Source organism: Maritalea sp. YIW29, assembly GCF_057219265.1.
Genome location: NZ_JBXVVF010000001.1, coordinates 21926 through 48116 on the forward strand (window position 1 = coordinate 21926; position 26191 = coordinate 48116).

Sequence of the window (26191 nt, forward strand, 5' to 3'; positions counted from 1 at the left end):
CGACTTTTGACTCCTCCCAATTGTTGGGGTCGCGGCGCAATATTTCCATTGCTTTTACCTAAGGATACGAGATGTCACGATATCTACGTAGTTCTAAGTTTGCGTCCCGGATTGCGATAACACCCTTCATCGTTGTTGTGTTCGTGGTGTTTGTACTGTGCGTTGCTTGGTCGGTACAATTGTCCTTTACCGGATCAAAATTGTTACCAAGCGCCAAATATGTTGGCTTTGCTCAGTATGAGAGATTGTTTGCAACCGAGCGCTGGCTCGTGTCGCTCAAGAACATGGTTTTGTTCGGCATTTTCTTTATATCCGGCGCATTGATCCTCGGCTTCTTGATGGCGGTCCTCATTGACCAAAAAATTCGAGGCGAGTCATTCTTTCGCACGGTATTCCTTTATCCCTATTCGCTTTCATTTGTCGTGACCGGCCTTGCCTGGCAATGGTTGTTAAATCCAACCTTAGGCATTCAAAACGCAATGCGCGAACTAGGTTGGACCAATTTCACGTTTGATTGGTTAGCGAACCAAGACATGGCGATCTATACCATCGTAATTGCTGCAGTTTGGCATGGATCTGGTCTCGTGATGGCTTTGATGCTGGCTGGATTGCGCGGCGTTGATCAAGAGATTTGGCGTGCGACGCGCATTGACGGCATCAGGCCATGGCGCGTCTATGTTCATATCATTGCGCCTGTACTTGGGCCTGTAATTTTTGCGAGCGTTGTTCTGCTCGGGCTTTCAGTGATCAAGGGCTTTGACATTGTTGTCGCCATGACAGATGGCGGACCCGGAATTGCCACAGAGGTGCCAGCCAAGTTTGTGTTGGATCACATTCTTGAACGCGCCAATGTTGGCCTAGCCATGGCTGGTGCGACAGTGATGCTGATCACTGTGATCGCGGCCCTTGCTCCGTGGCTTTATATTCAACATATGCGCAAGAAGGGATCGTAAATGACCGATGTTCGTTCTGTCGTACCAAGCGGCGCAAAACCAAGTAGTCTTTCATATAACCGGATCGCAATTTACTTGTTCTTGGCAATTGCTGCTGCGTTCTTTTTGTTGCCAATTTATGTCGTTGTGATGACGTCACTCAAAACAATGCCTGAAATTCGACTAGGCAATATTTTGGAATGGCCGCGCGTTTGGTCAATCGACGCGTGGACCAAGGCATGGGGCACAGCATGTACCGGTCTCCAATGCGAAGGCATTAAAGTCGGGTTTTGGAATTCAATGCGCATCTTGATCCCGAGCCTTATTGTTTCTGTAATGGCTGGATCGCTTTGCGGTTACATTTTGACGTTTTGGACCTTTAAAGGTGCAGAAGTATTCTTCGCGGTTCTGTTGTTTGGGGCATTTGTTCCATATCAGGCATTGCTCTATCCGATGATTAGGATTTTTTCCGCGACCGGGCTTTACGGCACGCTGCCGGGCATTGTTGCAATCCATACGATTTTTGGCTTGCCGATCATGACGCTGATCTTTCGCAATTTCTACTCAACGCTGCCTTCAGAAATTTTCAAGGCTGCACGGGTAGATGGTGCCGGGTTCTGGGCGACCTATCGATTTGTGCTTTTGCCGCTTTCTATTCCCATCATCATTGTTGCTGTGATCTTGCAGGTTACAGGCATCTGGAATGACTATTTGTTGGGCCTGATTTTTGGCGGTCGCGACAATATGCCGATGACTGTTCAGCTGAATAACATCGTGAACTCGCTGCGTGGCGAGAAAGAATACAACGTAAATATGGCGGCTACGCTTCTCACAGCGCTGGTGCCGCTTTTGGTCTATTTTGTTTCAGGACGCTGGTTCGTACGCGGCATCGCGGCCGGGGCAGTAAAAGGGTAATGCAAGCCATGACGCAATCAATTGAAATGAACGAAGATTCTCACGTTAGCGCGCGGGACTTAAGTGTCCGGTTTGGTGCGGTGGAAGTCTTGAAAAAGCTTGATCTGCATATTCGCAAGGGAGAATTCCTTGTGTTGCTGGGGGCATCGGGTTGTGGCAAATCTACATTGCTCAACACTTTTGCGGGCCTCCAAGAAGCAAGTAGTGGTCAGGTCTGGATCGGCGGACGCAACGTTACTTGGGAAGAGCCAAAAGACCGCGGCATCGCCATGGTGTTCCAGTCCTACGCGCTTTATCCCAATATGACCGTTCGCGGAAACCTTGGCTTTGGTCTGCGCATGAACAAAGTGCCTAAGGACGAAGCTGAGCGCTTGGTCAATGAGGCAGCCCGTGTGTTGCAAATTGAACCCTTATTGGACCGTCGTCCAAGCGAACTGTCCGGCGGGCAACGCCAACGGGTCGCAATTGGCCGCGCGCTAGTGCGTAAAGTCGATGTGTTCCTATTTGACGAGCCGCTTTCCAACCTTGACGCAAAACTTCGTGCTGAGCTGCGGGTCGAATTGAAGCGATTGCATCAGGAACTCGCGGCGACGATGATTTATGTGACCCATGATCAGGTTGAAGCTCTAACCTTGGCTGATCGCATTGCAGTTATGAAAGACGGTATTGTCCAACAGTTGGCGACGCCCGAAGAAATCTATCAACGACCTGCAAATCGATATGTTGCCCAATTTGTCGGCCTGCCATCCATGAACTTTGTCCCGGGTGAAGTGACGTCAAACGGTGAGATTAAGACCGCTGACTTCACAGTTCCACTTAATGAGTGCGAACTCGACAGCACGCCTGAGGCGGGCACTAAGGTTGAACTTGGAATTCGCCCAGAGCATGTCACCACGGCGGAGAAATCCGGTTACACGCTTGACGTTTCTTTGGTGGAACTGCTTGGGTCTGAACGCCTTGTTTGGGGAACGATTGGAGAAACGCAAATGGTTATGCGCGTGGACCCAGAATCGAGCATCAAGTCTGGTGACACAGTTCAGGTCAGCCTTCGGGCTGGCGGATTTAGTGTATTTGACGCAAACTCTGGTTTAAGAGTGTAATAACCGAATACGTCGATTCGCACTGGGGTCATCATGAATGAAAAATTGCACGGTTTGGAGCGGATTTCTACGGCGTCTAAGTCAGATGCCGTAGTCGATCAATTGCTGCGGTTTTTTAAGACGAATGCTTACAATGAGGGGGATCGTCTACCCTCAGAGTTTGAATTGATGGCTGCATTGGGCGTCGGTCGCTCATCGATCCGAGAAGCTGTACGGCAATTGCAGGCGATGAGCGTGCTAGAGATCAAGCGCGGATCTGGAACATTTTTGCGCCGCAAAGCCGACACCAATGAGATATTGGTGCCCTTAGCGCTCAGCACTGAACGCGAAGGTCTGTTGCTGGCCCTTGATGTCCGTAGGGCACTTGAGGCTGAAGCGGCGGCTCTCGCCTGTGTTCGGGGCACCGACGAAGCCATCCGCAAGATCGAAATTGCATTGATCGAGATGGAGCGCGTGCACAATGAGACCGGCGCTGCGCTTGATGAGGATTTGGCTTTTCACTTGTCGATTTACAAAACGGCCGCAAATCCAATGTTTGAGCAGATCATTGAAAGTATGCGTGGCCCGTTTAGGCAATTTTTTGCGCAACCATATGATCGCAAGGACTTCGGCTCGAGCTCATTTCCACTGCACCGAGAACTCTATGAAGCGATCGCGGCGCGGAACGTTCCACTAAGCCGTGCCAAAACATTGGAGTTGCTGGAATGTGTGGAAAAGGACATTGAAGAGATGTCCAACCGGTTATCTTAACCGCTCAATATACTGCGATAGCGCAACAAACCTGCCACATAATTGAATTTTAAGCACGGCAAAGCTTTGTGTGCGAAGACTAAAAGTCTTCAGGTTAAGTGCGCGAATGTGGGGGAGTGGTTTTTGCACCACAATATGGCGATCGCATATCGTAATGGCGCTGAAAGTACTTGGGTCGTCTGAGAATAGAAACAGGGCCGCCTTATAAAAGGCGACCCTGAAGAATTATTTAGTCTGCCAACTGAAGATTAGTTGCAGAAACTTTGCCGTCACGACCGCTTTCAAGTTCATAAGAAACTTTTTGGCCGTCAGCTAGACCTGAAAGGCCAGCACGTTCAACAGCTGAAATGTGCACGAATGCATCTTTGCCGCCATCGTCAGGGGTAATAAAGCCGAAGCCTTTAGTGGAATTGAAGAATTTTACTGTGCCGTTTGTCATGGCTGATACCTTATAAATATGCCCGAAGCCGTAGGCGTAAGAGCGATTTTCCCGCGTACAACATGTACACGGTTTTAAACGTTCGCTAAATCAGGGGAAGCCAAGCAAACCGGCAAGCCGGCAGATCAGTTAGCCAATGATGGCTGTAACGTATTTCGACTGTATGGATGTTTCTAGCAGAAAAATCAAGCGAATTGAGCAAAAAGCGAGTGCTATATTGAATTGATTTTCGCCCAAGTTGATAGGTCTTGTTTTTTGCACAAGGTTTTCAAAGCTAAAACGCAGGCCAGATTTAACTAGTCTACTGGTCAATCGCTGCCGTATTGGTCTAAGCTAGTGCCAGTACCTTTTGTCTTGACCAAGTACTTGTTTGAGTAGTTAAGAGCGGTAATGAGCGACAAAATCATAATTGCCGATGATCACCCGCTGTTTCGCGAAGGGTTGAGGCGCATTGTTCAGCGCGTGATGGCGTGCGTGGTTGCTGAAGTTGCAGACACCAAGAGTTTGATGCTGGAAGCGCAAAAACAACCTGTGCCAACGCTCATGTTGCTTGATTTGGTGTTCCCAGGATTCCAGGGTGCTGACACCATTCGTCTTTTACGCAAGACGTATCCGCACACGGCACTTGTTGTTGTGTCGATGACCGATGATGGCCAAATTGCGCAGCAAATGATGGATGCAGGAGCAAATGGCTTCATTTCCAAATCGATTCCGCCTGACGAAATGGTGCAAGCAATCACCAAAGTCGTCGAGGGCGAACTCGTCGTTCAACTCGATAGCGCGCCAGATGAACTGACGAACCCAAATCCCATGGACGCTCTCCCGCAACGTCATATTGACGTGCTGATACGATTGGGGCAGGGCAAAACGAACAAAGAAATCGCGCGTGAACTTGATATATCTCCGTTTACCGTTCGAGCGCATATATCAGCATTGTTCAGGTCATTGGGCGTGAATACACGATCGGCCGCGTCAGCGCTGGCGGTGCTGCATGGGTTGGTTTAGACCTCAATTCTGCTTGAATCGTCTCTGTCACCAACCGCAGCTGCCATCGCGAGCAGCACAGACCTAAGTTGAAGCGCAGAAACAGGCTTGCTCAAGGTCCAAAATCCAGCAGTTCGCGCCAATGTTTCCATTTCCTCGCTGATCGTGCCGCTTATGATGACTGTTGGGATTGGGGCGGCATGCTTAGCTGCGATTGCCCTCGCCAATTGAATGCCGTTTTGTGGGCCGTTGAGGTGGAAGTCCATCAGAATGATATCCGGCGCGATATCGATTGGATCGCTAGGTGAGCGCGCAGTCACTTCATAGCCCCACTTTTGCAAAAGCATTTGCATGCCAAACAGGACTTCCTCATTATCATCGACAATCAGAACGTTGACATTTGATGATGTTTGCAGATTTATCTCTGTCGTCTTATCCGCAGGTTGTGTGGTGTTTTCGACGTGTTGCAACCCTTTGATGCTGACATGGGTTCCAACATCTTCCTCTGACCGAAACGCCACATCTAGTTCTAGCAATTCTGCCGTTCGCGCCACGATGGATAGGCCCAGCCCTAACCCGTCAGTTCGCCCGGGTCCATGGGGATTGCCGCGGACAAATTCATCAAAGATTTTGGCACTGAGGTGATCGGGAACGCCTGGGCCTTGGTCAAGAATGTGCACGGAAACATCGGCGCCGCCAATGCGTGCGCCGACCAGGATTTTGGCATTTGGCGCATATTTCACTGCATTAAAAACAAGATTTTGCAAAATTGAGGTGAGTAAAGCTTTGTCGGTTTTAACCCAATGAGATGTCGTAACTAGCCGAAGTTCACAACTGCGCTCTTCTGCCTCTGGCTGGGCCTGTCGGACCGTTTGGCGCAAAACTTCATCGAGGGAAAAACTGGACATTTCGGGTTGAAGTCCGCCGGAATCCAGAGATGTGATGTTGAGTAAGGATTTGAAAAGTTTAGATAGATTGTCGACAGACGTATCAATCGTATCGACAATTTCTTTGCCCTCATCATCGAGATCTTGGTCCCTTAGGCATTCGCTGAGCAGTGCGATTGCGTGGATCGGTTGGCGCAGATCATGGTTTGCCTGCGCCAAAAACTGTGTCTTTGCGGCATTGGCGCGGTCAGCATCCTTTGCGGCAGTGCGGTACTTTTCGGCAAGGTCGAGATTTTCAAGTTTGGTGGCTAAATAGTCGGACAGTTCTTCGCTGGTATCATTGGCTAACCCGCACATCATCAGCATGAAGATAACAACAAGTATACCCAATAAAATAAAGTCACCACCCATCATAAAGATACGGATGGCAAGCAGACCGGTAAACGGAATTTCGTAGAAAAAGAACGAGAATTTGAAGATACCGAGCGATCGCGCCGCGGCAGCAGATGCCCCAGCAACAATTGCCATTTGCATGGAGAAATGGGCCGGGTTTTGTACATCAAGGCCGAAAAAAGCAAAGGTGCCCCAGCTTATGCCAACCAATGCAAAGAGGGCGTGAAGTTGGTTCTGCCAAACGTTTAGGCTTAGGCCAGTATCATCAGCCTTTTCAGCTTGCTTGCCGAGCAAATATAGCAGTGTTGGGGTGATCACGATTTCCAGTATTGCCCAAAGCAAAATCCAGTGAAGGGCCAAAACGTCCCACGCCAAATAGATCAACACACAGGCTGATGCGATGTGACCGAAGAAGATTTTGGCTGGTGCCCGGGCAAATAGCCGAGCGCGGTCGGCTTGGAAATCAACAGCTGTAGAAAAGGCAGAATTCATTGTCCGGCTTTCAGCACAAATCAAAAGCCTACTCGGTAAATAAGCCAGTTGCACTAGTACATCTGTCCTAATTGACCCGAATTGGTTTCACCTATCTAGTTTTTACATTGGATTATACACTCGATTGGAATTGAACATGTTTTTGAGACATAGAGTCATTGGATATTTAGTATTGGTTGCGAGCGCAATATTCTTTGCTTTGCCGACGGCTAGCTTTGCAGGCACGAGCGCACCATTTTATTTCGTTGACCAAAATGGAAATCAGCAGGGGCTTTATACGGACAGCGGCTGCAATGGTGTATCTGGTAGTTGCGTTGGCTTTGGTCATTATTGTGGCGTTGGTTTTTACTCATCATCATATTCACTCGAACAGGGACGCAAAGACTGGGCATATCGCGGCTATATCGGAATTCGTCAAAACTCTGGTAGTTATGAAGTTGTCTGCAAACTCGAGAAGTAGAATTGGCGATCAGTTATGTTTCATTTTATCAAACTAGCCTTGGTGCCGACGTTAGCCACTATTGCAGTCTCGGCTTGGTCTGTTCCCTCATATGCCGCGTGGGAGACCTACAATTGTCTATTTGAGACAGGCACAGATTTTGGCGAAAAAATTGAATTTGGCTATGATTTGGAACGAAACATAATTCTTCTTCATTCACACCAAAATGGCGCTTATCAGCCTCATTTCACCTTTGGTGGTGCGGAACAAGAAGGCGGGATGCTGCAATTTGTTCTTGAGCATTGGATCGAGGGCTCTGTTGCGATGCGAGAAAGCCACAGCCTTAATTTCGAGGATATGATCCTGAACTCAAGCCAGGACTTTTACAACGAAGACGGGAGTTTGGCAGGACATGGCCAAACGGCGCTTGCGGGGTGCATTGCTGCCGCCAATGCAGATCATGTTGAGGTTGAAAAGCCGAAGCAAACTGAGAAAGTGGAAGGGCCGAAATCAAAGGACGTTGTTGCACAAACAGGTGATGTTTTTTGCCACACGGAGGAATTTGGTGCTGAGGGTGCGAAATCGGCCACTTGGTGCGTGTTGAGTAAACTGCCTGCCCAAAAAGAATATTCTTATGGGCCCGACAATTTGGGCGGTGAAGGTGCATGGTGTGAGGGCGAACAAGGTTATGGCATTGGCGTTGGGATCGAACTCTCTTTTCAACCTTATGCGGAAGGCGACAATCCTCCATCATTTGACCGACTTATGATTGCCAACGGATATGACAAGACAACGAAAACATTCATTGAAAACTCGCGTGTTCGCCAGATCGAGATCAAAACCGATGATGGCAGAACTTGGGTGCGCACATTAAGAGATGAAACTGGCGTGCAAGAAATATTGTTGGGCGAAATGATCAGCCCGAACGGCATACTGATCACCATCTTGGGCGTCTATGAAGGGCAGAAATATGACGATACCTGCCTCAGCTTTGTGATGGCAGATTTTGGATTTTAGGATAATGCCGATCTGGCAAAAGAGCGGAAAGACATGAATATGGGAAATTTCAAACAATTGGTCACCGCGCTCGTGGTTTTTCTGCTGAGCTATGCAAGTGCAAACGCTCAGGAATGGAACGTTCACGAAGGTCAAAACCGGTCAGGCGTCGAGCAAGCGTCCATGAGCATCCAAATGCACGAATTCGGGTTTGAATTTGGATGTGATCAGCATGATTGGCAAGATTATCGGCTTGGTGTGAAGTTCTTTGGCCCCGCCTTGCCACGGCTTTATGGCGAAGATGGTGACACGGCAAAATTGTCGCTTTTATATACGATGCGCGGAGGCGTGCTTTATCGTGAAAGGTGGGACGCGTACTATTTTGATGGCGGGTTGGGCGATCAGGCTTGGCTTGGATCCATCCATGCCGGCAAGCCCGGTATTGACGCATTAGCCCGCGCGACCAAACTTGATGTTCTCAATGAGGATGGTGAAATTGTCTATAGTTTCGGCACCAAGGGAACTGCCGCCGGGGCGGCAAAATTTAGAGAGGTTTGCAAACTCGGATTGGAATGATCAGGCCTGTTGCCTAATATAGGCAGCTACTGAGTTCACCAAATGATCCATATCACCTTGGCTATTATACGCGGCGACGGACAGTCTGATGATGGTCGTATCTTGCCAGTCAAATACCGGCATTTCAATATTGCATTTTGTTAGAAGAAAGTTCTTCAACGCGTGGCAGTCTGTTTTCGGCATTGGCATAGAAATCATTTGCGGAGAGCAGAATTTTGGAGAACTAAGTGGTTCTAGTCCTGTAATGTCTGCAATGCGTTGTGCCGTCTCTTGCGCCAACAAATCGCAGGCCCGGCTGACCTGTTCCCAATTATGCGTATCGCGAAACTCAATCGCGGCGGGCACGGCCAGCCATGCGGATGGGTCTTGCGTGCCTTGAATTTCAAAACTGTCTAGGAATGCCGTGCGATCCTCTTTTCGGTCCTTAACGCTCCAACCATGGCTGATGACAAGCGGTTCCAGCTTTTGATGCCAATTTGGATGTGCCCATAAAAAGCCCGCGCCCTTGGGCGCGAGTAGCCACTTATGGCAATTGCCGACATAAAAGTCTGCGCCCAGCTCATCAAGGTCGAGGTCGATAAGACCAGGTGCGTGTGCACCGTCAATCACTGTGATTATGCCGCGCCGTCGGGCTTCATCAACCACGTCTTTGATCGGGAAATGGAGAGCCGTGGGAGACGTGATGTGGCTGAGCAGTAAGATTTTCGTGTGCTCATTCATGCGTGAGACAAGGTCGTCAAAAAACTGTTCATTGGACACGAGCGGCAATGTGACTTTTGCGCGTACAACTTTGGCGCCAACTTTGCGCACCAGAAATTCCCATGTGTTTTCAACCGCCGCATATTCGTGATCGGTGGTCAAAATCTCATCGCCATCTGCCAAAGCGATGGAACGCGCGATGGCGTTCAAACCTGTTGTGGCATTAGTGACGCGCACAAGATTTTGTGGCGAGGTATTGAACATTTTTGCCAGCACTTCGCGCGGCTTGGATAGATTTTCGATTAGATCGCGTTCTTGGTCCAAAAAGGCTACTGGCTGCTGTTCCAATCGCAGTTGCCAATCCTGGTAGGTTTGAAAAACAGGTTTTGGACAGGAGCCAAACGAACCATGGTTGAGGAACGTTAGCCCTTTTTGGAGCAAGAAATAGTCGGCGAAATTTGTCGTCATTTTATCGACCCTTGAGTGTTGGATCGAGGGCATCACGAAGCCCGTCGCCAAACATTGTCACAACTAAAACGGTAATCGCCAAAGCAAGCGTGGGGAACAAAGCCAAGTGCCAATAAAAGAACATAAAATTGATCCCAAGATTGATCATCTGGCCCCAGCTAGGTGTTGGCGGCGGAATGCCAACGCCTAAGAAGCTCAATCCGGCTTCAAGCATCATGGCGAGTGGGATGGCCAAAACGAAGCCGACAATAATCGGCGAGATTGAGTTTGGAATAATATGGCGCATAATGATGTACCAAGTGGAACCGCCTAAGGCTTGGGCTGCTCGAATGAACTCTTTACTTCTAAATGCCATCACTTGAGCGCGAACCATCAGGCAAACTTGCACCCAGCCAAACAGGGCTGCGATGAGCACGATGTTGAAATATCCGCCTTTGGTGAGCGCAGCCAATAAAAGCGCCGCCATCAGGGGAGGCACGACTGAGAAAATTTCGATGATGCGCATGATGAACCAATCAATACCACCACCAAAATAACCGGCAATCGCTCCGAGCGGCAACCCGATCAAAACGCTAAACAAGGCCGCCACCAAACCGATGGATATTGAAACGCGTGCGCCGTGAATTATGCGAGAGAAATAATCTCGACCAAGATCATCGATGCCGAACCAATGTTCGGAGGAGGGGAACGCTAAAGCCGTCGTTAGGAACTTTTGCTCATTTGGTCCGGCACCGGTTAGGAATGGGGCAAAGATTGCAATCAGTAGAATGAGTAACAGCAAGAGCCCTGCAACAACCGCAGCTTTATTGGCCAAGAAGCGGTGCCATGCGTAGTAAGCCGCGCCGTGTGATTTGGTCGGCAGCTCTTGTGTTTGAGCTGTAATGCTCGTGCTTGTATCTGTCGTTGTCATTTGATTACTTGCCTCCCAATCGGATGCGCGGATTTAGCAGCGCGTAGGCAATGTCTGCTAAGAAATATGCAACGCAGAACATAATGGTGATGATGAGTACGAGTGCCATTTCAAGCGGGTAATCTCGGGATTCAATACTTGAAACAAAGTAAGCACCTAGTCCGGGCACGCGGAACATAGCTTCAACAAATATACTGCCCGTTGCGGTGCCAATGAACATCGGCAAAAACACGGTAACCATCGGAATGGCGGAGTTGCGCAGGACATGTTTGAAAATGACGTCACGTTCGGAAAGCCCCTTGGCGCGCAATACCGTTACAAACGGTTTGTTGAGCGTGTCCAACATGGCGGAGCGCGTGTATCGCGCATAGGTTGCCATCGGAATGGCAGCATAGGCAACAATCGGTAAAATCCATTTGTCTGGACTGCCCCAGCCACTTGCTGGAAGCCACCCCAGCCAAACCGAAAACACCAAGATGAGTAGCATTGAGATAACAAACACAGGTACTGTGAGGCCTAAGGTTGCAATTGCGGACGCCAAGTAATCGGCCCAGCTGTTGCGGTTAAGCGCTGCATAAAGGCCAAGTGCGATGCCCAATGGTGCACCGATCAGCACACCAGCACCCCCGAGGACGAGACTTGGTATCCAAGCGCGACTGAGCAGTTCAACCACGGTTTCGCCGGGGCTTTGATAGGGTATGCCAAAGTCAAATTGTAAGACCCCCCACATATATTTCAAATATTGGATATGTAGCGGTTGGTCTAAGCCATATTGCGCGATAATTTTTGCCTGCACTGCCTCAGACACCGGCATATCAGTGGCATCGAACGGGCCGCCAGGAATGGCGTGCATCATGACAAAAACAAGAATTGAGACGACAATAAAGGTCGCACTGATCGATAGTAGTCGACGAACGATATATCCAAGCATCATGCTGTCCCTTCTAAACGGTGTGCGTCTACAAAGTGGTTTTCTGCCACCATCGCCAGATTTGGATCAGTGGCGGAGGTGAACATTTCTGACGGGAACTTCGGTTTGTTTCGGCTCAAATCTTCGGCTGTAGAAAACGAACGTCTTCGGCGCTTGTGTGGGTTGAGTACTGGAATGGAGTCCAACAAAGATTGGGTGTATGGATGTTGGGCATTTTGGAACACTTGCTCTGTTTCCGCTCGCTCAACAATCCGACCACGATGCATCACGACAATGTTGTCGACGAGAGAACGCACCACAGATAGTTCATGGCTGATGAAGAGGATTGAAAGACCCATTTCTTGCTGAAGGTCGTGCAAGAGATTGATCACTTGTGCTTTTACCGAAACATCCAATGCAGATGTAGGCTCGTCAGCAATCAGAACTTTGGGTCTTAGCGCAAGAGCACGTGCGATGGAGACGCGTTGGCGTTGCCCGCCGGACAGCTCATGTGGATAGCGATTCGCATATGCGCTGCTCAAACCCACTATGTCGAGTAACTCTTTGGCTTTGGAACGACGCTCAGCGCTGGTGTGCATTTTATGGATGACAAACGGCTCGGCTACGATTTCCCAAAGGGTCATCATTGGGTTGAGCGACGAATAGCTGTCTTGGAAAATCATCTGCATATTCGCGCGATGAGGTTTTAATTCCTCGGGCGAGAGTTTTGTGATGTCGTTGCCATCAAGGACAATGTTACCGCTTGAAGGCTCCAGCAATCGCATGGCCATCAACCCGACTGTTGATTTGCCCGAACCACTTTCGCCCACAAGGCCAACAATTTTGCGTTCAGGTATTTGGATGCTGACATTGTCAACGGCCAAGTGTTCAACAAGTTCAGAGCGAAAAAGACCCGCCGCGCTTTGCTTTTTGTAAAAGCTCTTTGATAACGCGTTGATCTCAAGTGCCATATTCATGATGCCACCTTCAAACACGCCGTTGCGTGTTGTTGGTCCCAGTAGGTCAATTCTGGTGATGCCTGTGTGCAGCTGTCGTCTGCTTGTTCGCACCTAAGGTGAAATGGGCAACCGCTTGGTGGTGACACTGGGTTGGGGGATTGGCCCGGGATTTCTTTTAGTTTTCGTTTTCCAGGTATGAGGCCAGGAATACTTCCCAGCAGTGCTTTGGAATAGGGATGACGCGGTGTCTCAAACAAATCGAAAACAGAGGTTTGTTCCATCACTTTGCCACCATACATGACGACAATCTGGTCCACGGTTTCAGCAACAACGCCAAGATCATGCGTGATCATGATGAGGCCCATGCCGGTCTCTTCCTGCAAGTCACCAATAAGCTGCAAAATCTGCGCTTGAATTGTGACGTCTAGGGCGGTGGTAGGTTCATCAGCGATGAGAACTTTTGGCTCACAGATGAGTGCCATCGCGATCATTGCGCGCTGAAGCATTCCGCCGGATAATTGGTGAGGGTAGCTGTACATGACTCTTTTTGAATCGGGCATTTCTACGCGATCTAACATGCGCTCTACGCGCATCATCGCTTCTTTTTTGCTAACTTTAAAATGGGATAGGATCGTTTCCGCCAGCTGATCGCCAATTTTGAACAGTGGGTCAAACGAAGCCATTGGGTCTTGGAAAATTAGTGAAGCGGTCCTGCCGCGGATACTGATCAATTCGGCTTTTGAACAGCTAAGCATGTCAACGCCGTCAATTTCTAACTTTGCCGCGTTTACGGTTGCCGAGTGCGGCGACAATAGGCCTAGCAATGCCATGAGGGATACGGACTTGCCTGATCCCGATTCGCCGACAACGCCAAGGCTTTGTCCTTCTTCAAGCGTCAGAGATACATCGCGTACCGCCTGTACTTCGCCATCTGGGCTTGAAAAGCTAACACTCAGATTTTTAATGTCAATTAGAGCCATTTGTCGACCAAACTCCAGTGTTTAGTTGGGCTGCGCCATTCTCACCCTAGGGAGGAATAATGAACGGCACAGCCCATGCAGATTACTTCGTCACGTGAGTGTAGAAGTAAGTTACGCGTGCATCCAGTGGTGAGAAACCAAGCGCGTTTGGCGTGGTGCCATCACCTGTCACTTCGTTCTTGATAAGTGACGTAGTGATTGGGTGCATAAGTGGAATAATCGACACGTTGTTGATCAATTCCATTTCAGCTTTGGCATAAAGCTCCAAGCGAGCTTCCCAGTCTGGGTTCGAGTCAGCTTGAGCCACAAGTTCGTCATATGACGCTAGGTTGTGGTTGTGGCGACCGCCCTTATAGAAAATGCCGTAGAAGTTACTTGGGTCAAGATAATCAAACTCATATGGCGCTAGGAACAAATTGTTCTTTTTAGCCAATAGTGCTGACATCCATTCTTGGATGCTCATCACCTGAATTTCCATCTCGATACCGAGGTGCTCTTTGAATTCAGCCTGTAGGTACTGCAACATTGGAGCGGTGATCGCACCGTTATAGCCGCCTTGCTTGCGATACCAAACTTCGATCTTCGGGAAGCCTTCGCCATTCGGATATCCAGCTTTTGCCAAATGCTCTTTAGCTTTTGCAACATCAAATGTCGCATATTTGGTTAGCTCTTCATTGTAGCCAGGGAAGCCCGGTGCCAACAAAGATTTAGCTGGAATAGCCAAGTTTTTAAGAACCGTTGATGTCATTTCATCGCGGTCAATGGCGTACCAAAGTGCTTTACGAACATCTAGGTTGTTAAATGGTTCTGCATCCAAATCGAATGAGAAGTATGAAAGAGCGAAAATAGCGTTTGTACGCAGTTGCTCTTTGTATTTTGCTTCTGCAAACGGAATTTGACCTGCGTTAAGGTTGGTCAAGTCGGTGTCGCCTGCAAGATAGGCTGGGAAGCCAACTTCTGGTGCACCAACAGATGGATCGATGACAACTTGATCAACCATAGCTGGCCATGGGCCTTTATAGTCGTCGCGTTTGGAGAAAACCATTTTGTTGGTTGATTTTTCCCAGCTTTCCAATTTGAAAGCACCTGAAGAAACAAGTGTTTCAACGTTGGCAGCATATTCATCGCCATGCTCAGCCCAAATGTGACGTGGCACAGGATACCAAAGCGATACAACGCTTGGCAGATATGGTTTTGCTGTTTCAGTTGTCACTGTGATTGTGTGTGCGTCTGGTGAACCAATACCAAGTTCACTTACGTCCATGGTGCCTTCAGTAACGGCTTTCCAGTTTTTGATGCCACCGGCGAAATCCCAATACCATGCAAAGTCATAACCAGATGTCGCTGCTCGCTCTAGCGAGAAAATGTAGTCGCTAGCTGTAAGTGGTACGCCATCTGACCACGTGAGGTTGTCACGCAGATTGAGGGTCCAAGTTAGGCCGTCTTCAGACTGCGTCCAGCTTTCAGCGGCAAGTCCGACAAGATCGAACTCTTTATCGAAAGCGGTGAGGGGCAGTTGAAGCAATTCTGGTTTACCAGCGCGCGCATAGACTGTTTTCATGTAGTCCATGTAGGTGCCTGATGTACTGTCGTGGAAACCCGTTACGCTTGTTTGAGCGTTGGCACCTCCCGATCCAATCATCAAGCCGGCGGCCAAGATGCCCACCAGTTTAAAAATGCGTTTCATTTTGTCTTCTCCCTTTTTTTGCAGACACACTCTTCCGTTCCCAAAAATGACATCGCTTTTGGGGTGTTCTGCTGTCAGAATGATTTGGCGCGCTCGTTTATTTTATTCGTCCCTCTTCGCGCGGTGGAGGGGACGTTTTATTCGGGTTCAGAAACTGATCGAACCTCCTGTTCAACCAGATCCAGAATTTCTAAAATTGATACAATTGCATCATCTGGGGAGCGACGGGCGATGGCGTCGCAGAGCATTTCGTGAAGGGGCACAGAACGAAATCCAAATACAGGATCTTCAAAGGGCGAGTTCGATACTTTTGATGCGTGAAACGCGTCGTCGACATCCCTGATCACCTGGCCGAACATGGTGTTGCCGCTTGCTTCGTAAATAACACCGTGAAATTCATGATCTGCCTCACGCCATTGCAGCCCCTCTTTTACGAGCCGCGCCATTTTTTTGTAAGCTGTCTGCATTTTCGTGATTTGAACATCTGAGATGTTTTGTGCAGCGCGTCGAACAACTTCTATTTCAAGTGTCCGCCTTACATCCAGAATACGGAGCAAACCTTCAGCTTCCAACTTTGTTGCGGTCGAGCTTAGCCCAACGGAAGACTTAATGTTTGCGGTAATGTATGTGCCAGATCCTCTACGGCGTCGAACGAGCCCAAGCCCTTCCCAACGGTTAAGCGCTTCACGTATGGTGGAGCGTCCAACGCCGAGTTGATCTGCGAGCATGGTTTCAGAAGGCAAAGAGTCTCCAACTTGCAGTCCTGCAGCTTCGATCATGTGCACAAGTGCTTCCAAGACTTCAACGGTTCGGCTCTTGCGAACAATCTTAGGCAGCAGCTTTGCAGCGCTTTTGGATGCCTCTTGTTTTTTCGATTTCGATTTGACGTCGGCCAAATGCGCGCTCCTCGTATTTATATGATGTAATATGTCTGACAACTTTGAGAGTCAACACTCGCTTGTTGATAATATGCACAATAGTCGTCAAATTTTTCTGAATTTTTGCCATGATCGAACAACAATCAGCCATCGCAAAATCATTGCGAATGGCCGGAATTGTTGGCGTTATGGCAGGGTTGTGGTGTTGCTTGAACCGGAGTTGGCGACACGCGTGATTTTTTGATCCTAATTTGCGTGAACCGGGATTTCCAAGTCGCTTCCGTCGTCAAAAATGACGTAAATGCCTAAAACATCTTTGTCAGGACAAGGTTGGGTTTCAGCTGAAACTCCGTTTACCCAAATCGCTGTCGCCCAAGCGTCCGCTTTTGCGCAGGACGTCGCAAAAACGGTCACTGAAGAGATGTTGTTGTTGGTCGGCTTGCCAGTTTTCGGATCCATCGTATGGGACACCTGTTGCTCGCCAATCTGAAAAAAGTGGCGATAGTTCCCCGAAGTGGCAACGGCGACATTTTCAAGTTCGAATGTTTTGGCGACCTGCCTTTCCTCAATGAGTGGCTTTTCAACAGCCGCAGTCCAACATTCGCCTGAACTATGCTTGCCAGATGCGCGCATTTCACCATCTATGGAAACCAAAAAATCATATATTTTATAGGTGTTTAGAATGCGCGCGAGCTGATCGACCCCATAGCCTTTAGCAATGCCGGACAAGTCAATCTCTCGGTGTGAAATGCGCCGGGCTAAGTTCTTGGAAAAATCGACCTCAAATGCTGGTTTATTGTTTGGTGCGGTTGCGTTAGCGCATTCTTTGATGAGCGTGGCCGACGGCATGTCGTTTTCTGGGCCGAAGCCCCAGGCATTTACAAGCTCACCTACACCAACGTCAAAGGCACCTTTTGATAGGGCTTGGATTTGCGACGCCATCTCCAAAACCATGCATAGATCAGTTGGAATTTCTTTCCATAGTCCCACCGGAGTCGCATTTAGTTTCATCAAGTCGCTATTTGGTTTCCAGGTGGACATTTGATGGTCAACTTCACTGACGACGTGGTGCAGTGCGGTTTCGATTTCATCAGTTGGTGTGTTCATCGGAGCATAAAAGATTGCGCTAAATCGCGTTCCCATCGTCGGGCCGTTTATGATGAATTTTTTGCGGGTTTCGTTCTCAATAGACATCTTCAACATACCTTCCTTCATGCTTTAGCGTCGCGACGTTTAAGCCGATCGGCGCAATGATTTGATCAATTGTTTCGTGCAAGGATTGAGCCATCTCCTTGCCACCGCACACCATGATTTGAGCGTTCTGGGTAATCAAAGCGCGGATCTTCGTTGCGTCCGAGGCGATGTCGGCTTGAACATATTTGCCGTTTTCAATGCGTGAAAATGCTGTTTTGAGGGCGCTAATTCGACCGTCGCGGGCGCAATTTTGCATGGTTTCGCGATAAAGGAAGTCCCGGTTCGGGTGTCTGCCACCCCAATAAAGATGAATGGGATTGCCGGTTTGATTTCTTCGCGCCATGCCGATTAATGGAGCAATGCCAGTGCCGGCAGAAACCATAATGGTTGGCGCGCTCGTGTCTTTAATTCGAAATGTTGCGTTGGATTTGGTGAACAGGTTGATGCTTTGACCAAGCTCAAGGTTGTGCAAGTAAGTTGAGCACAGGCCATGAGGATGTTTTTTGACGCAGATTTCGAGAAAACCGTCCTTGTGAGACGACGCCAGCGAATAATATCGTGGAGCAGCGTTTTCATTTGCAACGATGCCAACAAGATCTCCGCATTCAAATTTTGGCAATTTGCCGTCGGATTTGTTCGCGGCGAACCTCAATATTGAAATTGGTTCTTCGCTTCCAACCGCGAAATCTTCCCGGTGAATGAGGGTGAGGGCGCTGGTCTTTGGTGTGGTCAAACGATGTTCGAGTTTTAGATTTTGCCCCAGGATTGGCGCAAGGCTATTTCCCCATTTCGCAAAGCTTTGTACGCACTGTTTGTCGATCTTTGTAATTGGCAAGGCGCGTTGCATTCCTTTATCGAACAATGCCTTATCCGACGCGTGCGCAAAGGCGCAGAAATGTTCAAATCCGCTATCTCCAAACCCGAGCACTGCGAATTTGGGGGCACTTTGTAGGTTGAATGATTGAATGTTTTGGACAAATTGTGCTGCATTGCTGGGTGCATCGCCGTCGCCATGGGTTGAGGTTAGCGCAATGAATTTGCCGACCTCTAAATGAGCGGCGTTGAGTTTGTTTAACTCTACGGTGTGTGGTCTATGGCCAGCATTTATTAATGACTGGTGCAGCGTTTTGGCAAATCCCCAAGTCGCATTCCCCTCGCTGCCCACGCCAATCACAATGTCAGCGGACTTAACTGAGGAGTTGTCGGCAATTCTCACCGCTTTGAGCTGTCGCTGCGCCCAAATCGCCAGACCGGATATTGAAATAACAACAAGAACCAAACAGGTGGCGCCTAAGACCAGGCCAAACCACCAAAGGCCTTGGCCGGTGTGCAACATATAGATGGTCTCATAAATGTTCTGTGCAGTGCCATTGGTTTGGAAACCGAGCCATTGGCCAGTAACTTGGTCGATATAGCCCACGCCGCTGGCGGTTTTGACGGTGTAGACATCGGACGGATCGTCAGGAAACGGGAATTGGATTTCGCGCAGGTCGGTTAAGTTCAACTGCTGAAATGCTGTCATTTCTCCAGCCTGCATCGGTGTGCCAACTGCTGTATTCGTCGGGAATTCCAGAGTTGAACTGGTCGCGGTTGGCGCCAACTCAAATGAGGTTGCGGACATATAGACTGCGGTGCAGCTGATAAACATCAGTCCAACTGCCGCCGCACGAGATAGTTCGGTGTGCCACTTTTGGAAAAAGCTACCCCGAACGGGATTCAATAGTTTTTTCCAGCCGCCAAATCGCCGGACGAGAAGCAAGATGCCAGAGATACAAAGAATGGCCATGCTTAGGCTGGCCAGACCCGCTAATGCTTTGCCAGTCATGCCAAGCAATAGTGAGCGATGTAGTTCTCTTGTGAAGGAAAAGAAGCTAGAAGGCGTTGAGACTTGTGTTGTTGCGCCGTTGTTCGGGTTAACCAGCAATGTTTGCACGCCGTCTTGATTGAAGGCATGGGCAACAATTTTGCCGCTTGCCTTCTTTTCAATTCGTTCGACACCGGCAACATTTTGGGTGATCAGCAGAACCACCTCAGCAGCGGTTCGTTCTTGGGTCGGTAGAGTGGTACTCCAATGGTCGAGCGCTGGTTTTAGCGATAGGATCGCCCCTGTTAAGGACAGGAGCAAAATCACTAGGACTGAAAGAAATGTTATGTAGCGATGTAGCTTCTTCATGGTGGCCTCGCTGTTTACATTTTGACGGTGAGAGATTTTATGAAACCCCGTCCGTTTGCTGTGTTGGTTTTCTTGTTGGGATCAAGAGCGACTGACGCTTCAGATCGATATTCGCCGAAGTCTTCAACGGCTGTGTCGACTTGGATTTTGTAGCCAGCGTTTATCAGCGCATCGGAGATGTCTGCGGTTACTTTTAATGTTCGGCCACCGCCGACGCTTGCACCCGAAATGCCATCGATGCGACCAACGCGGGATACGCCGCGATACCAGCCGCGAAGGTGGGCCTGGTATTTTTGCTTTTGGCCTGCAACGGCAAGTGACGAGTGAAATGAACCATCTGGTTTGACCAAATAAACGCCCACGTAAGCGGGTGGACCGGGATAGCCTTTAAGTTGGGCAGTCACTTGTACAGGCCGGGCGAACGCGGTGTGGGGTGCGACGAGGGCGGTGCTGATCAAACAGGCGGCCAATAGTTTTGTCATACGCTTTTTCATGAAAAATCTCCTGCGGTTGGTTTGCAAAACCACAGAACGACAATTGGCTGACGCCAAGCTGAACGATTGTCAGAAACTTGTTCAGCTTGCTGTCAGGTTTGGTTGGTATTAAAAGTCAATGAAAGGGGCAACAATTGCGCATATTACTTGTTGAAGATGATCACATTCTTGGTTCTGCCGTGCGCGATCACATTGCCGCGCTCGGACATGGCGTTGATTGGATGCAGCGCATTGATGATGCGCGATTGTCCTTGGAATCCGTTGATTATGAACTGCTGATCCTAGATCTCGGCCTGCCGGATGGGCTGGGCATGGATCTGCTTAAGTCCATCCGCAGCGCCAACAATCCGGTCCCGGTGATAATTGCAACGGCGCAAGATCAGATCGCCACCCGTATCGATGGGCTAAACTCTGGCGCTGACGATTATGTTGTAAAGCCCTTCGATCTGGATGAACTCGCTGCCCGGATTGGCGCGGTTGCGCGGCGGTTTTCAACCGATGCATTGCCCGCCATTGAAATTGGTGACGTGAAGATCGAATTGGCGAAGAAGCAGGTTTTCCGAGAAGGGAAAACGGTTCGCCTAACCGCTCGCGAATTTGCGGTGCTTGAGCGACTGGTTCGACATCAAGGTGCGGTGGTTTCCGGTTCTGATATCGAAGACTCGCTTTATGCGTTTGGGGCAGAAATTGAAAGCAACGCTGTTCAGGTTTTTGTCAGTCGATTGCGCAAAAAGCTTGGCGCGGATCTTATCAAGACAGTGCGCGGCATTGGCTATCAGGTGAATTCTGCATGAGACGTAATTTGAGGCGCAACTTTTCCCTGTCGCAGCGTTTGATGGTTCAGCTTTTGGCGGGCGTTGCCGCCCTATGGCTGTTGGGTGTCGGCGTAGCCGCTTATGTTATCAACCACGAACTCAACGAGACATTTGATGAAAACCTCCGGCAGAGCGCCATCCGGTTTTTGCCTTTGGTTGTCTATGATGTGCATGAGATCAAAGAAGGTGAGTTGAGCGCCGTTTCCACGAGTATCGACGAAGATGCTTTTTTGAGCTTCTATGTTCTCGATGGAGCGGGAAAACTGATCCTTGCGCCTGATGACTTGCCGGCTGAAGCCATATCCAAGACCCCAAATTTGGGATTTTTTGACTTTGCCGGGAGGCGTTATTTTGCGTTGGCGGACATTGATAGCGGGATCACAATCGTTGTTATCGAGACCGATCATCATCGGTCTGAAATCATATGGCAGAGCATCATCAGTCTGCTTGTGCCATTGGCTGCGATCCTGCCATTGATGGCGATTTTGATTTGGTTCGCGGTCAAGCAGGTGATGAAGCCTGTAACACGATTGCGGGCTGAGATTGCTGAGCGGGGTGCGGACAATCTTTCCGCGGCTGAAACAGCAACATATCCCAGAGAATTGGCGCCAATTGCACAAGAAGTGAATGAGTTATTGGCCCGCCTGCGTGACGCCTTGGATGCAGAGCGAAGCTTTGCCGCGAGCAGTGCGCATGAGTTGCGAACACCAATTGCCGGGGCGATCGCACAGGTTCAACGGTTACAGCGCGAACTGGATGGAGAGCAGCAATTATCTCGAGCGAAGGACGTTGAACAATCCTTGCAACGTCTTGCACGGCTGTCTGAACGGCTATTGCAATTTGCACGGTTGGAAGCGGGATTTGCGCAATCAGACATTGGGATCGACTTGGTGCCGATTATTGACTTGGTTTGTGCGGATTTTGATCGCAAAGGTCATGCTGGAATTCTGGAATTGAACTGGGATCAAGACAGTACGCTATTTGCCGCCATTGATCCGGACGCTTTTGCGATTGCTCTTAGAAACCTGATCGAAAACGCTGAAAAATACCGCGAGGGGAATAGCAATATTGTTGTTCGCCTGTCCAAGAACAATGCGCTCGTTGTTGAGAATGCGGCACGAGAGTTTATGCCTAGCGAACTTGACGGTCTGACCATGCCATTTGTGCGCGGATCAACCACGTCGCCGGGAACCGGTATTGGCCTTGCCATCGTTGCCACAATTGCAAAACAGGTTGGTGGCACCCTCAATCTAAAATCAATCAAATCTGAGACTGGGTTTCTTTTTCAAGCAACGCTTGAATTGCCGCGCGTCTCTCCCCAAAAAGCGAGTTAAATATGAGAGCCCTTGGTATTCTAATCGTCGTCATTGGAACTTTTTTCCCGCTTTATTGGTTTTGGCCACTCGCGATGAAGCATGATTTTTGGGCCGTGATGAGCCAATATATTGGGGTCGCAGCGCTTATTTTGATGAGCTTCTCGCAATTGCTGGCGACACGATTTGTTGTGCTTGAAAAGATATTTGGCGGTCTCGACCGCATTTATGTTTTGCACAAATGGCTGGGCATTTTAGCGCTGGGAGCTGTGTTGCTTCACGATACCATTGACGCTGATATTGATGGATTGGGGCGTGAAACGGGTTTGACTGAACTCGCCGAGACCCTGGGCGAATTCTCGCTTTATAGTTTTCTGGTATTGGGGGTCATCACGGTGGTGACTTTTATTCCCTATCATTGGTGGAAACTGTCCCATAAATTTATGGGTGCTTTGTTTGCGCTCTCTGCATTTCACTATGTATTTATGATCAAGCCCTTCGAGCTGTTTGATCCAGTTGGCATCTACACCAACACGTTTTGTATTTTGGGCATAGCTTGTTACTTGTTCACCCTGTTGCCCAACGCCATTTGGCGGGGGCGGCATTCTTACTCCGTGCAAAATGTTGAAAAGAGCGGCGACGCAGTGTCTGTAGAACTTTCCCCAAAGTCGCGCGGGTTGAGCCATCATGCGGGTCAATTTGCATTTGTTGATTTTAAGGTGGACGGCCAGCGCGAAGTGCATCCGTTTACGATCAGTTCAGCACCAAAAAAAGATCGAAACATTCGGTTCTCATTCAAGCCACTGGGTGACCATACGAAAGTGTTGGCGAAGCAAATTAAGCCAGGCAATAGTGTGAAAATTTCTCCAGCCTACGGTCATTTTAAACGCAACAAACATGCCGAAACACCCGAAATTTGGATCGCCGGAGGAATTGGCATTACGCCGTTCTTGGCATTTGCGGGTGAGTTGGAAAACGTGAAAGCCCCAATCCATCTGTTCTATTGTGTGCGGGATAAGTCCAATGCAACTCACTTGGATGAGTTGCAGGCAGTGGCAGATAGATACGAGAATTTCCAAATCCATTTGGTTGAAAGCGCAAAAGAGGGACATCTGTCGGCTGATAAAATTCAGTCCATTGCTGACGTAAGTCTGGCAAACACCAAAGTGTACTTCTGCGGTGGAGAGAAAATGCGTGTTCAGCTTGGCGCGGACCTGCGTGCTCGCGGCCTGTCCGCAAGGAACTTCCGCTTTGAAGAGTTTGAAATTCGGCAGGGAATTATTTCCGCCCAAACGGGCCGTAAACTGTTTGATTGGGTTTGGAACCTAGTGCAGAGCCAGTTGGGAAAACGTCAGCAATCCTAATGACAAATGCGGGGCTTTGGTCAATTTAGCTGTTTACTCCAATCTTGAATTTTCATATTTAAAACTATGATTGCGATTTTGGGTGGTGAATTTGGACAGTTCTGAAAAGTACAAAGCGCCCGCGCTTGATAAAGGGCTCGACATTGTTGAAATCCTAGCCTCTGAAGGCACGAGCTTGACGCAAGGCGAAATTGCGAAACGGCTGGACCGTTCGGTAAGCGAAATTTTTCGGATGCTGGTCGTTTTGCGGCGGCGGGGACTCATCGCGCTAGATGAAGAGAGCGACAGATATTACCTGACGACGCATTTGTTTGAACTTGCTCACCGCATTCCGGTAGTAAAACGCCTGACCGTGGCCGCCGCGCCGGTCATGCGGCAATTGGCAAAGGATTGTAACCAATCGTGTCATCTGGCTGTCAGGTCTGAAGATAGCGTCGTGATCGTTGGGCAAGTTGATAATCCGGGCAACAATGTGTTGAGCGTTCGTATGGGCGCACGGATTGAACTTTGGCAAACCTCTTCCGGTCGAGTGATTTTGGCGAATAGCGACCCGGCAGAAATCAACAGCACAATTGTCAATGTACCGCATCCCGACAACATTCCGCCGCAAAAATTGCGCGATGAATTAACGGACATTTCCGTTCGTGGTCATGAGCAAATGCAAAGCTTTGTCGTTAAGGGCGTCGTCAATATTAGCGCACCCATATTTGGGTTTGACGGGTTTGCCGCCGCTGCGCTGACCATTCCATATATGGGGCGCTATCACGGCGGCGTGCCAATTGAAGATTGCCGAAATTTCTTGCTCGAGGCCGTTGAAGCCATTTCTGTTCAAATCGGTGGCCCGGCCAGAAATTCGACTTAGTATTCAACTAGATCGTTGGCAATTTGTGCGAGGGTAAATCACTTGCTTCGAAACAAGCTTCAACCAACGCCATCGTTTCAATACAGTCTTCGACCGAAGTGACGAGTTTTGGATCTTCGCCATTGTGAAAGCGTTGTATGTTGCTCATAACGCCAACAAACGCGTCGATAAACCAAGACCCCTTTAGCGGGATTTGCTGCCATTCTTGGTCGGTGGTTGCCAACCACAGCTCATCTGGTTCACCTTCAGGGTAATTTAGGTTTACCCCAATTTGGGTCATCAATGCGCCCTTGGTGCCTTCAAATCTAAATTTGCAATCTTGGAACTTGCTGCCAAATTTATGGTTGTGGTTTATCGATAAGACGCATCGTAGATTGTCGCCATAGTCCAGCAATGCAGTGGTGCGAGTTTGGGCCATATCCGGCGCGCGGGGGTCGCCCATTGTGCGGGCAAGAACGCCATTTGGTTTTCCAACCATGGACCGAATAAGGTCAAGATAATGAATTGAGTGAACAGCGATTTCTACACGGTCCATCGCTTTAAGAAATGGGAACAGATCCCACGGTGTATTGACGTTTAGGTGGACTTCTATTTCTAACAGTTCGCCAAGCGTGCCTTGTTCTAACGCATCACGCACTGCAAGCATCTGAGGGCTAAATCGAAGTTGGAAATTGATCGCGGCATTTAGATCGCGATCTCTGCTGACTTTCAATATTTCCTTTGCCTGCTCGAAGTTTTCGCCCATCGGCTTTTGAATAAGAACCGTTGCACCGATAGGGATGTGATTTAGAACACCAGCGATGGCCGAAGGTGGCAGCGCCAAATCGTAGATGACGTCGGTGCCATGTGCCATGGCATCTTCTAGTGTTGCGAACGCTTCCTCGATGTCCCACTTGCTTGCAACTTCTTGTGCGCGCGAGTGGTCTAAGTCAAAAATTCCTTTGACTGGAAATCCGGCTTGGCGATATGCGGGCAAATGTGCATCCGATACAATTCCACCCGCGCCGATAATGATGATTGGTGTTGCTCTGCTGGGGGCAGTCCAGTTCTGTTTCAATTCCATCATTCATTTCCTTGTTTTTGAACCAATAGGATATGTTCGCAAAACAAAACTGTCTCGTCTTTTTGGTTTTTAACCCAACAACTTTCGACAACCTGGCCAAATTTCGGACGCTTAGGATCATCCGATATGCGTGTGATTTCGATTTCAGTGTGAATTGTATCGCCGATAAAAACCGGCGCCGGAAATCGCAATCTCTCATAGCCATATGTGAAGGCCTTTGAGTTTATCGCAGTGGCGGTTAGACCAATCCCGATGGCAAAAGTCATCGTGCCATGGGCAATGCGCTGACCAAATACTTCACCCTTGCTGAATTCTTCATCCATATGATGGGGAAAAAAATCGCCGGTATGACCCGCATGAACGACGATGTCTGTCTCGGTAATAGTGCGGCCGATCGTGCTGCGTTTTTCACCCAATTCATATTCTTCAAGATATCTGTCTTCGTACATGATCTGGTTCCCGTTGTTGTACTTTTGTATATGAAATTAGATTTGACATATAAAATAGTCAAGCATAAGA

The 26191-nt window shown here is 49.0% G+C and carries 26 protein-coding genes; 12 read left to right on the plus strand and 14 right to left on the minus strand.

Annotated features, from left to right (window positions below; translation table 11 throughout):
* The first annotated feature begins 71 nt into the window (after positions 1-71).
* The 4 genes from AC2D8L_RS00100 to AC2D8L_RS00115 are packed head-to-tail and all read left to right on the plus strand — an operon-like array spanning position 72 to position 3697.
* Complete coding sequence (locus AC2D8L_RS00100; RefSeq protein WP_484683417.1) at positions 72-953, plus strand: carbohydrate ABC transporter permease; 882 nt, start codon at positions 72-74, stop codon at positions 951-953.
* Positions 954-1847 carry a carbohydrate ABC transporter permease gene (locus AC2D8L_RS00105; protein ID WP_484683418.1) on the plus strand — a complete coding sequence of 298 codons (894 nt, stop codon included), beginning with the start codon at positions 954-956 and terminating at the stop codon, positions 1845-1847.
* A gap of 8 nt (positions 1848-1855) precedes the next feature.
* Complete coding sequence (locus AC2D8L_RS00110; protein WP_484683419.1) at positions 1856-2947, plus strand: ABC transporter ATP-binding protein; 1092 nt, start codon at positions 1856-1858, stop codon at positions 2945-2947.
* Between the two features lie 33 nt (positions 2948-2980).
* Positions 2981-3697: a FadR/GntR family transcriptional regulator gene (locus AC2D8L_RS00115; protein WP_484683420.1), complete on the plus strand. Its 717-nt coding sequence runs from the start codon at positions 2981-2983 to the stop codon at positions 3695-3697.
* Positions 3698-3926: 229 nt separating this feature from the next.
* Here AC2D8L_RS00115 and AC2D8L_RS00120 read toward each other — a convergent pair whose 3' ends face one another.
* Complete coding sequence (locus AC2D8L_RS00120; RefSeq protein WP_435666492.1) at positions 3927-4136, minus strand: cold-shock protein; 210 nt, start codon at positions 4134-4136, stop codon at positions 3927-3929.
* 390 nt (positions 4137-4526) lie between these two features.
* Between AC2D8L_RS00120 and AC2D8L_RS00125 the strand changes: the two genes are divergently transcribed.
* Entirely contained in the window at positions 4527-5141 is a 615-nt protein-coding gene (locus tag AC2D8L_RS00125) for a response regulator (RefSeq protein WP_484683421.1), read from the plus strand.
* On the opposite strand, the gene AC2D8L_RS00130 is transcribed toward AC2D8L_RS00125, so the two are convergent.
* Positions 5138-6892 (minus strand): ATP-binding response regulator, encoded by a 1755-nt coding sequence (locus AC2D8L_RS00130; protein ID WP_484683422.1) that lies wholly within the window; start codon positions 6890-6892, stop codon positions 5138-5140. The genes AC2D8L_RS00125 and AC2D8L_RS00130 overlap by 4 nt on opposite strands.
* 136 nt (positions 6893-7028) lie before the next feature.
* Here AC2D8L_RS00130 and AC2D8L_RS00135 point away from each other — a divergent pair, with 136 nt between their 5' ends.
* Genes AC2D8L_RS00135 through AC2D8L_RS00145 form a run of 3 tightly spaced genes read left to right on the plus strand, consistent with a single transcriptional unit; the run spans position 7029 to position 8903 of the window.
* The gene (locus AC2D8L_RS00135; protein WP_484683423.1) at positions 7029-7352 is read left to right on the plus strand and encodes a hypothetical protein; all 324 of its coding nucleotides are present in this window, start codon (positions 7029-7031) and stop codon (positions 7350-7352) included.
* 15 nt (positions 7353-7367) lie between these two features.
* On the plus strand, positions 7368-8348 hold the full coding sequence (locus tag AC2D8L_RS00140; protein ID WP_484683424.1) for an NADase-type glycan-binding domain-containing protein: 981 nt from the start codon (positions 7368-7370) through the stop codon (positions 8346-8348).
* Between the two features lie 33 nt (positions 8349-8381).
* Complete coding sequence (locus AC2D8L_RS00145; RefSeq protein ID WP_484683425.1) at positions 8382-8903, plus strand: hypothetical protein; 522 nt, start codon at positions 8382-8384, stop codon at positions 8901-8903.
* On the opposite strand, the gene AC2D8L_RS00150 is transcribed toward AC2D8L_RS00145, so the two are convergent.
* The 10 genes from AC2D8L_RS00150 to AC2D8L_RS00195 all read right to left on the minus strand — a co-directional run bounded on the left by AC2D8L_RS00150 (position 8904) and on the right by AC2D8L_RS00195 (position 20255).
* Positions 8904-10070 (minus strand): aminotransferase class V-fold PLP-dependent enzyme, encoded by a 1167-nt coding sequence (locus AC2D8L_RS00150; protein ID WP_484683426.1) that lies wholly within the window; start codon positions 10068-10070, stop codon positions 8904-8906.
* A 1-nt stretch (position 10071) separates the two neighbouring features.
* Positions 10072-10980: an ABC transporter permease gene (locus AC2D8L_RS00155; RefSeq protein WP_484683427.1), complete on the minus strand. Its 909-nt coding sequence runs from the start codon at positions 10978-10980 to the stop codon at positions 10072-10074.
* Positions 10981-10984: 4 nt separating this feature from the next.
* A complete protein-coding gene (locus AC2D8L_RS00160; RefSeq protein ID WP_484683428.1) occupies positions 10985-11911 on the minus strand; it encodes an ABC transporter permease in 927 nt (308 codons plus the stop codon).
* Positions 11911-12867 carry an ATP-binding cassette domain-containing protein gene (locus tag AC2D8L_RS00165; RefSeq protein ID WP_484683429.1) on the minus strand — a complete coding sequence of 319 codons (957 nt, stop codon included), beginning with the start codon at positions 12865-12867 and terminating at the stop codon, positions 11911-11913. Before AC2D8L_RS00165 ends, AC2D8L_RS00160 begins: the two co-directional genes overlap by 1 nt.
* Positions 12864-13829: an ABC transporter ATP-binding protein gene (locus tag AC2D8L_RS00170; protein ID WP_484683430.1), complete on the minus strand. Its 966-nt coding sequence runs from the start codon at positions 13827-13829 to the stop codon at positions 12864-12866. The genes AC2D8L_RS00165 and AC2D8L_RS00170 overlap by 4 nt, the downstream gene beginning before the upstream one ends.
* An 82-nt stretch (positions 13830-13911) precedes the next feature.
* A complete protein-coding gene (locus tag AC2D8L_RS00175) occupies positions 13912-15516 on the minus strand; it encodes a peptide ABC transporter substrate-binding protein (protein ID WP_484683431.1) in 1605 nt (534 codons plus the stop codon).
* A 137-nt stretch (positions 15517-15653) separates the two neighbouring features.
* On the minus strand, positions 15654-16412 hold the full coding sequence (locus tag AC2D8L_RS00180; RefSeq protein WP_484683432.1) for a FadR/GntR family transcriptional regulator: 759 nt from the start codon (positions 16410-16412) through the stop codon (positions 15654-15656).
* Positions 16413-16640: 228 nt separating this feature from the next.
* A complete protein-coding gene (locus tag AC2D8L_RS00185) occupies positions 16641-17588 on the minus strand; it encodes an FAD:protein FMN transferase (RefSeq protein WP_484683433.1) in 948 nt (315 codons plus the stop codon).
* Positions 17578-19761, minus strand: coding sequence for a PepSY domain-containing protein (locus tag AC2D8L_RS00190; protein ID WP_484683434.1), 2184 nt, complete (start codon positions 19759-19761; stop codon positions 17578-17580). The genes AC2D8L_RS00185 and AC2D8L_RS00190 overlap by 11 nt, the downstream gene beginning before the upstream one ends.
* Positions 19762-19775: 14 nt before the next feature.
* Positions 19776-20255: a DUF2271 domain-containing protein gene (locus AC2D8L_RS00195; RefSeq protein ID WP_484683435.1), complete on the minus strand. Its 480-nt coding sequence runs from the start codon at positions 20253-20255 to the stop codon at positions 19776-19778.
* Between the two features lie 134 nt (positions 20256-20389).
* On the opposite strand from AC2D8L_RS00195, the gene AC2D8L_RS00200 reads away from it, so the two are divergent.
* The 4 genes from AC2D8L_RS00200 to AC2D8L_RS00215 all read left to right on the plus strand — a co-directional run bounded on the left by AC2D8L_RS00200 (position 20390) and on the right by AC2D8L_RS00215 (position 24609).
* Complete coding sequence (locus AC2D8L_RS00200) at positions 20390-21049, plus strand: response regulator transcription factor (protein ID WP_484683436.1); 660 nt, start codon at positions 20390-20392, stop codon at positions 21047-21049.
* Positions 21046-22404, plus strand: a complete 1359-nt coding sequence (locus AC2D8L_RS00205) for a sensor histidine kinase (RefSeq protein WP_484683437.1) — start codon at positions 21046-21048, stop codon at positions 22402-22404. The genes AC2D8L_RS00200 and AC2D8L_RS00205 overlap by 4 nt, the downstream gene beginning before the upstream one ends.
* Positions 22405-22406: 2 nt before the next feature.
* Positions 22407-23747, plus strand: coding sequence for a ferredoxin reductase family protein (locus AC2D8L_RS00210; protein WP_484683438.1), 1341 nt, complete (start codon positions 22407-22409; stop codon positions 23745-23747).
* Positions 23748-23838: 91 nt separating this feature from the next.
* On the plus strand, positions 23839-24609 hold the full coding sequence (locus AC2D8L_RS00215; protein WP_484683439.1) for an IclR family transcriptional regulator: 771 nt from the start codon (positions 23839-23841) through the stop codon (positions 24607-24609).
* Between the two features lie 7 nt (positions 24610-24616).
* On the opposite strand, the gene AC2D8L_RS00220 is transcribed toward AC2D8L_RS00215, so the two are convergent.
* Together AC2D8L_RS00220 and AC2D8L_RS00225 are read right to left on the minus strand one after the other, a co-directional pair.
* Positions 24617-25672: a Gfo/Idh/MocA family protein gene (locus AC2D8L_RS00220; RefSeq protein ID WP_484683440.1), complete on the minus strand. Its 1056-nt coding sequence runs from the start codon at positions 25670-25672 to the stop codon at positions 24617-24619.
* Positions 25672-26121 carry a MaoC family dehydratase gene (locus tag AC2D8L_RS00225; RefSeq protein WP_484683441.1) on the minus strand — a complete coding sequence of 150 codons (450 nt, stop codon included), beginning with the start codon at positions 26119-26121 and terminating at the stop codon, positions 25672-25674. The genes AC2D8L_RS00220 and AC2D8L_RS00225 overlap by 1 nt, the downstream gene beginning before the upstream one ends.
* Between the last annotated feature and the right edge of the window lie 70 nt (positions 26122-26191).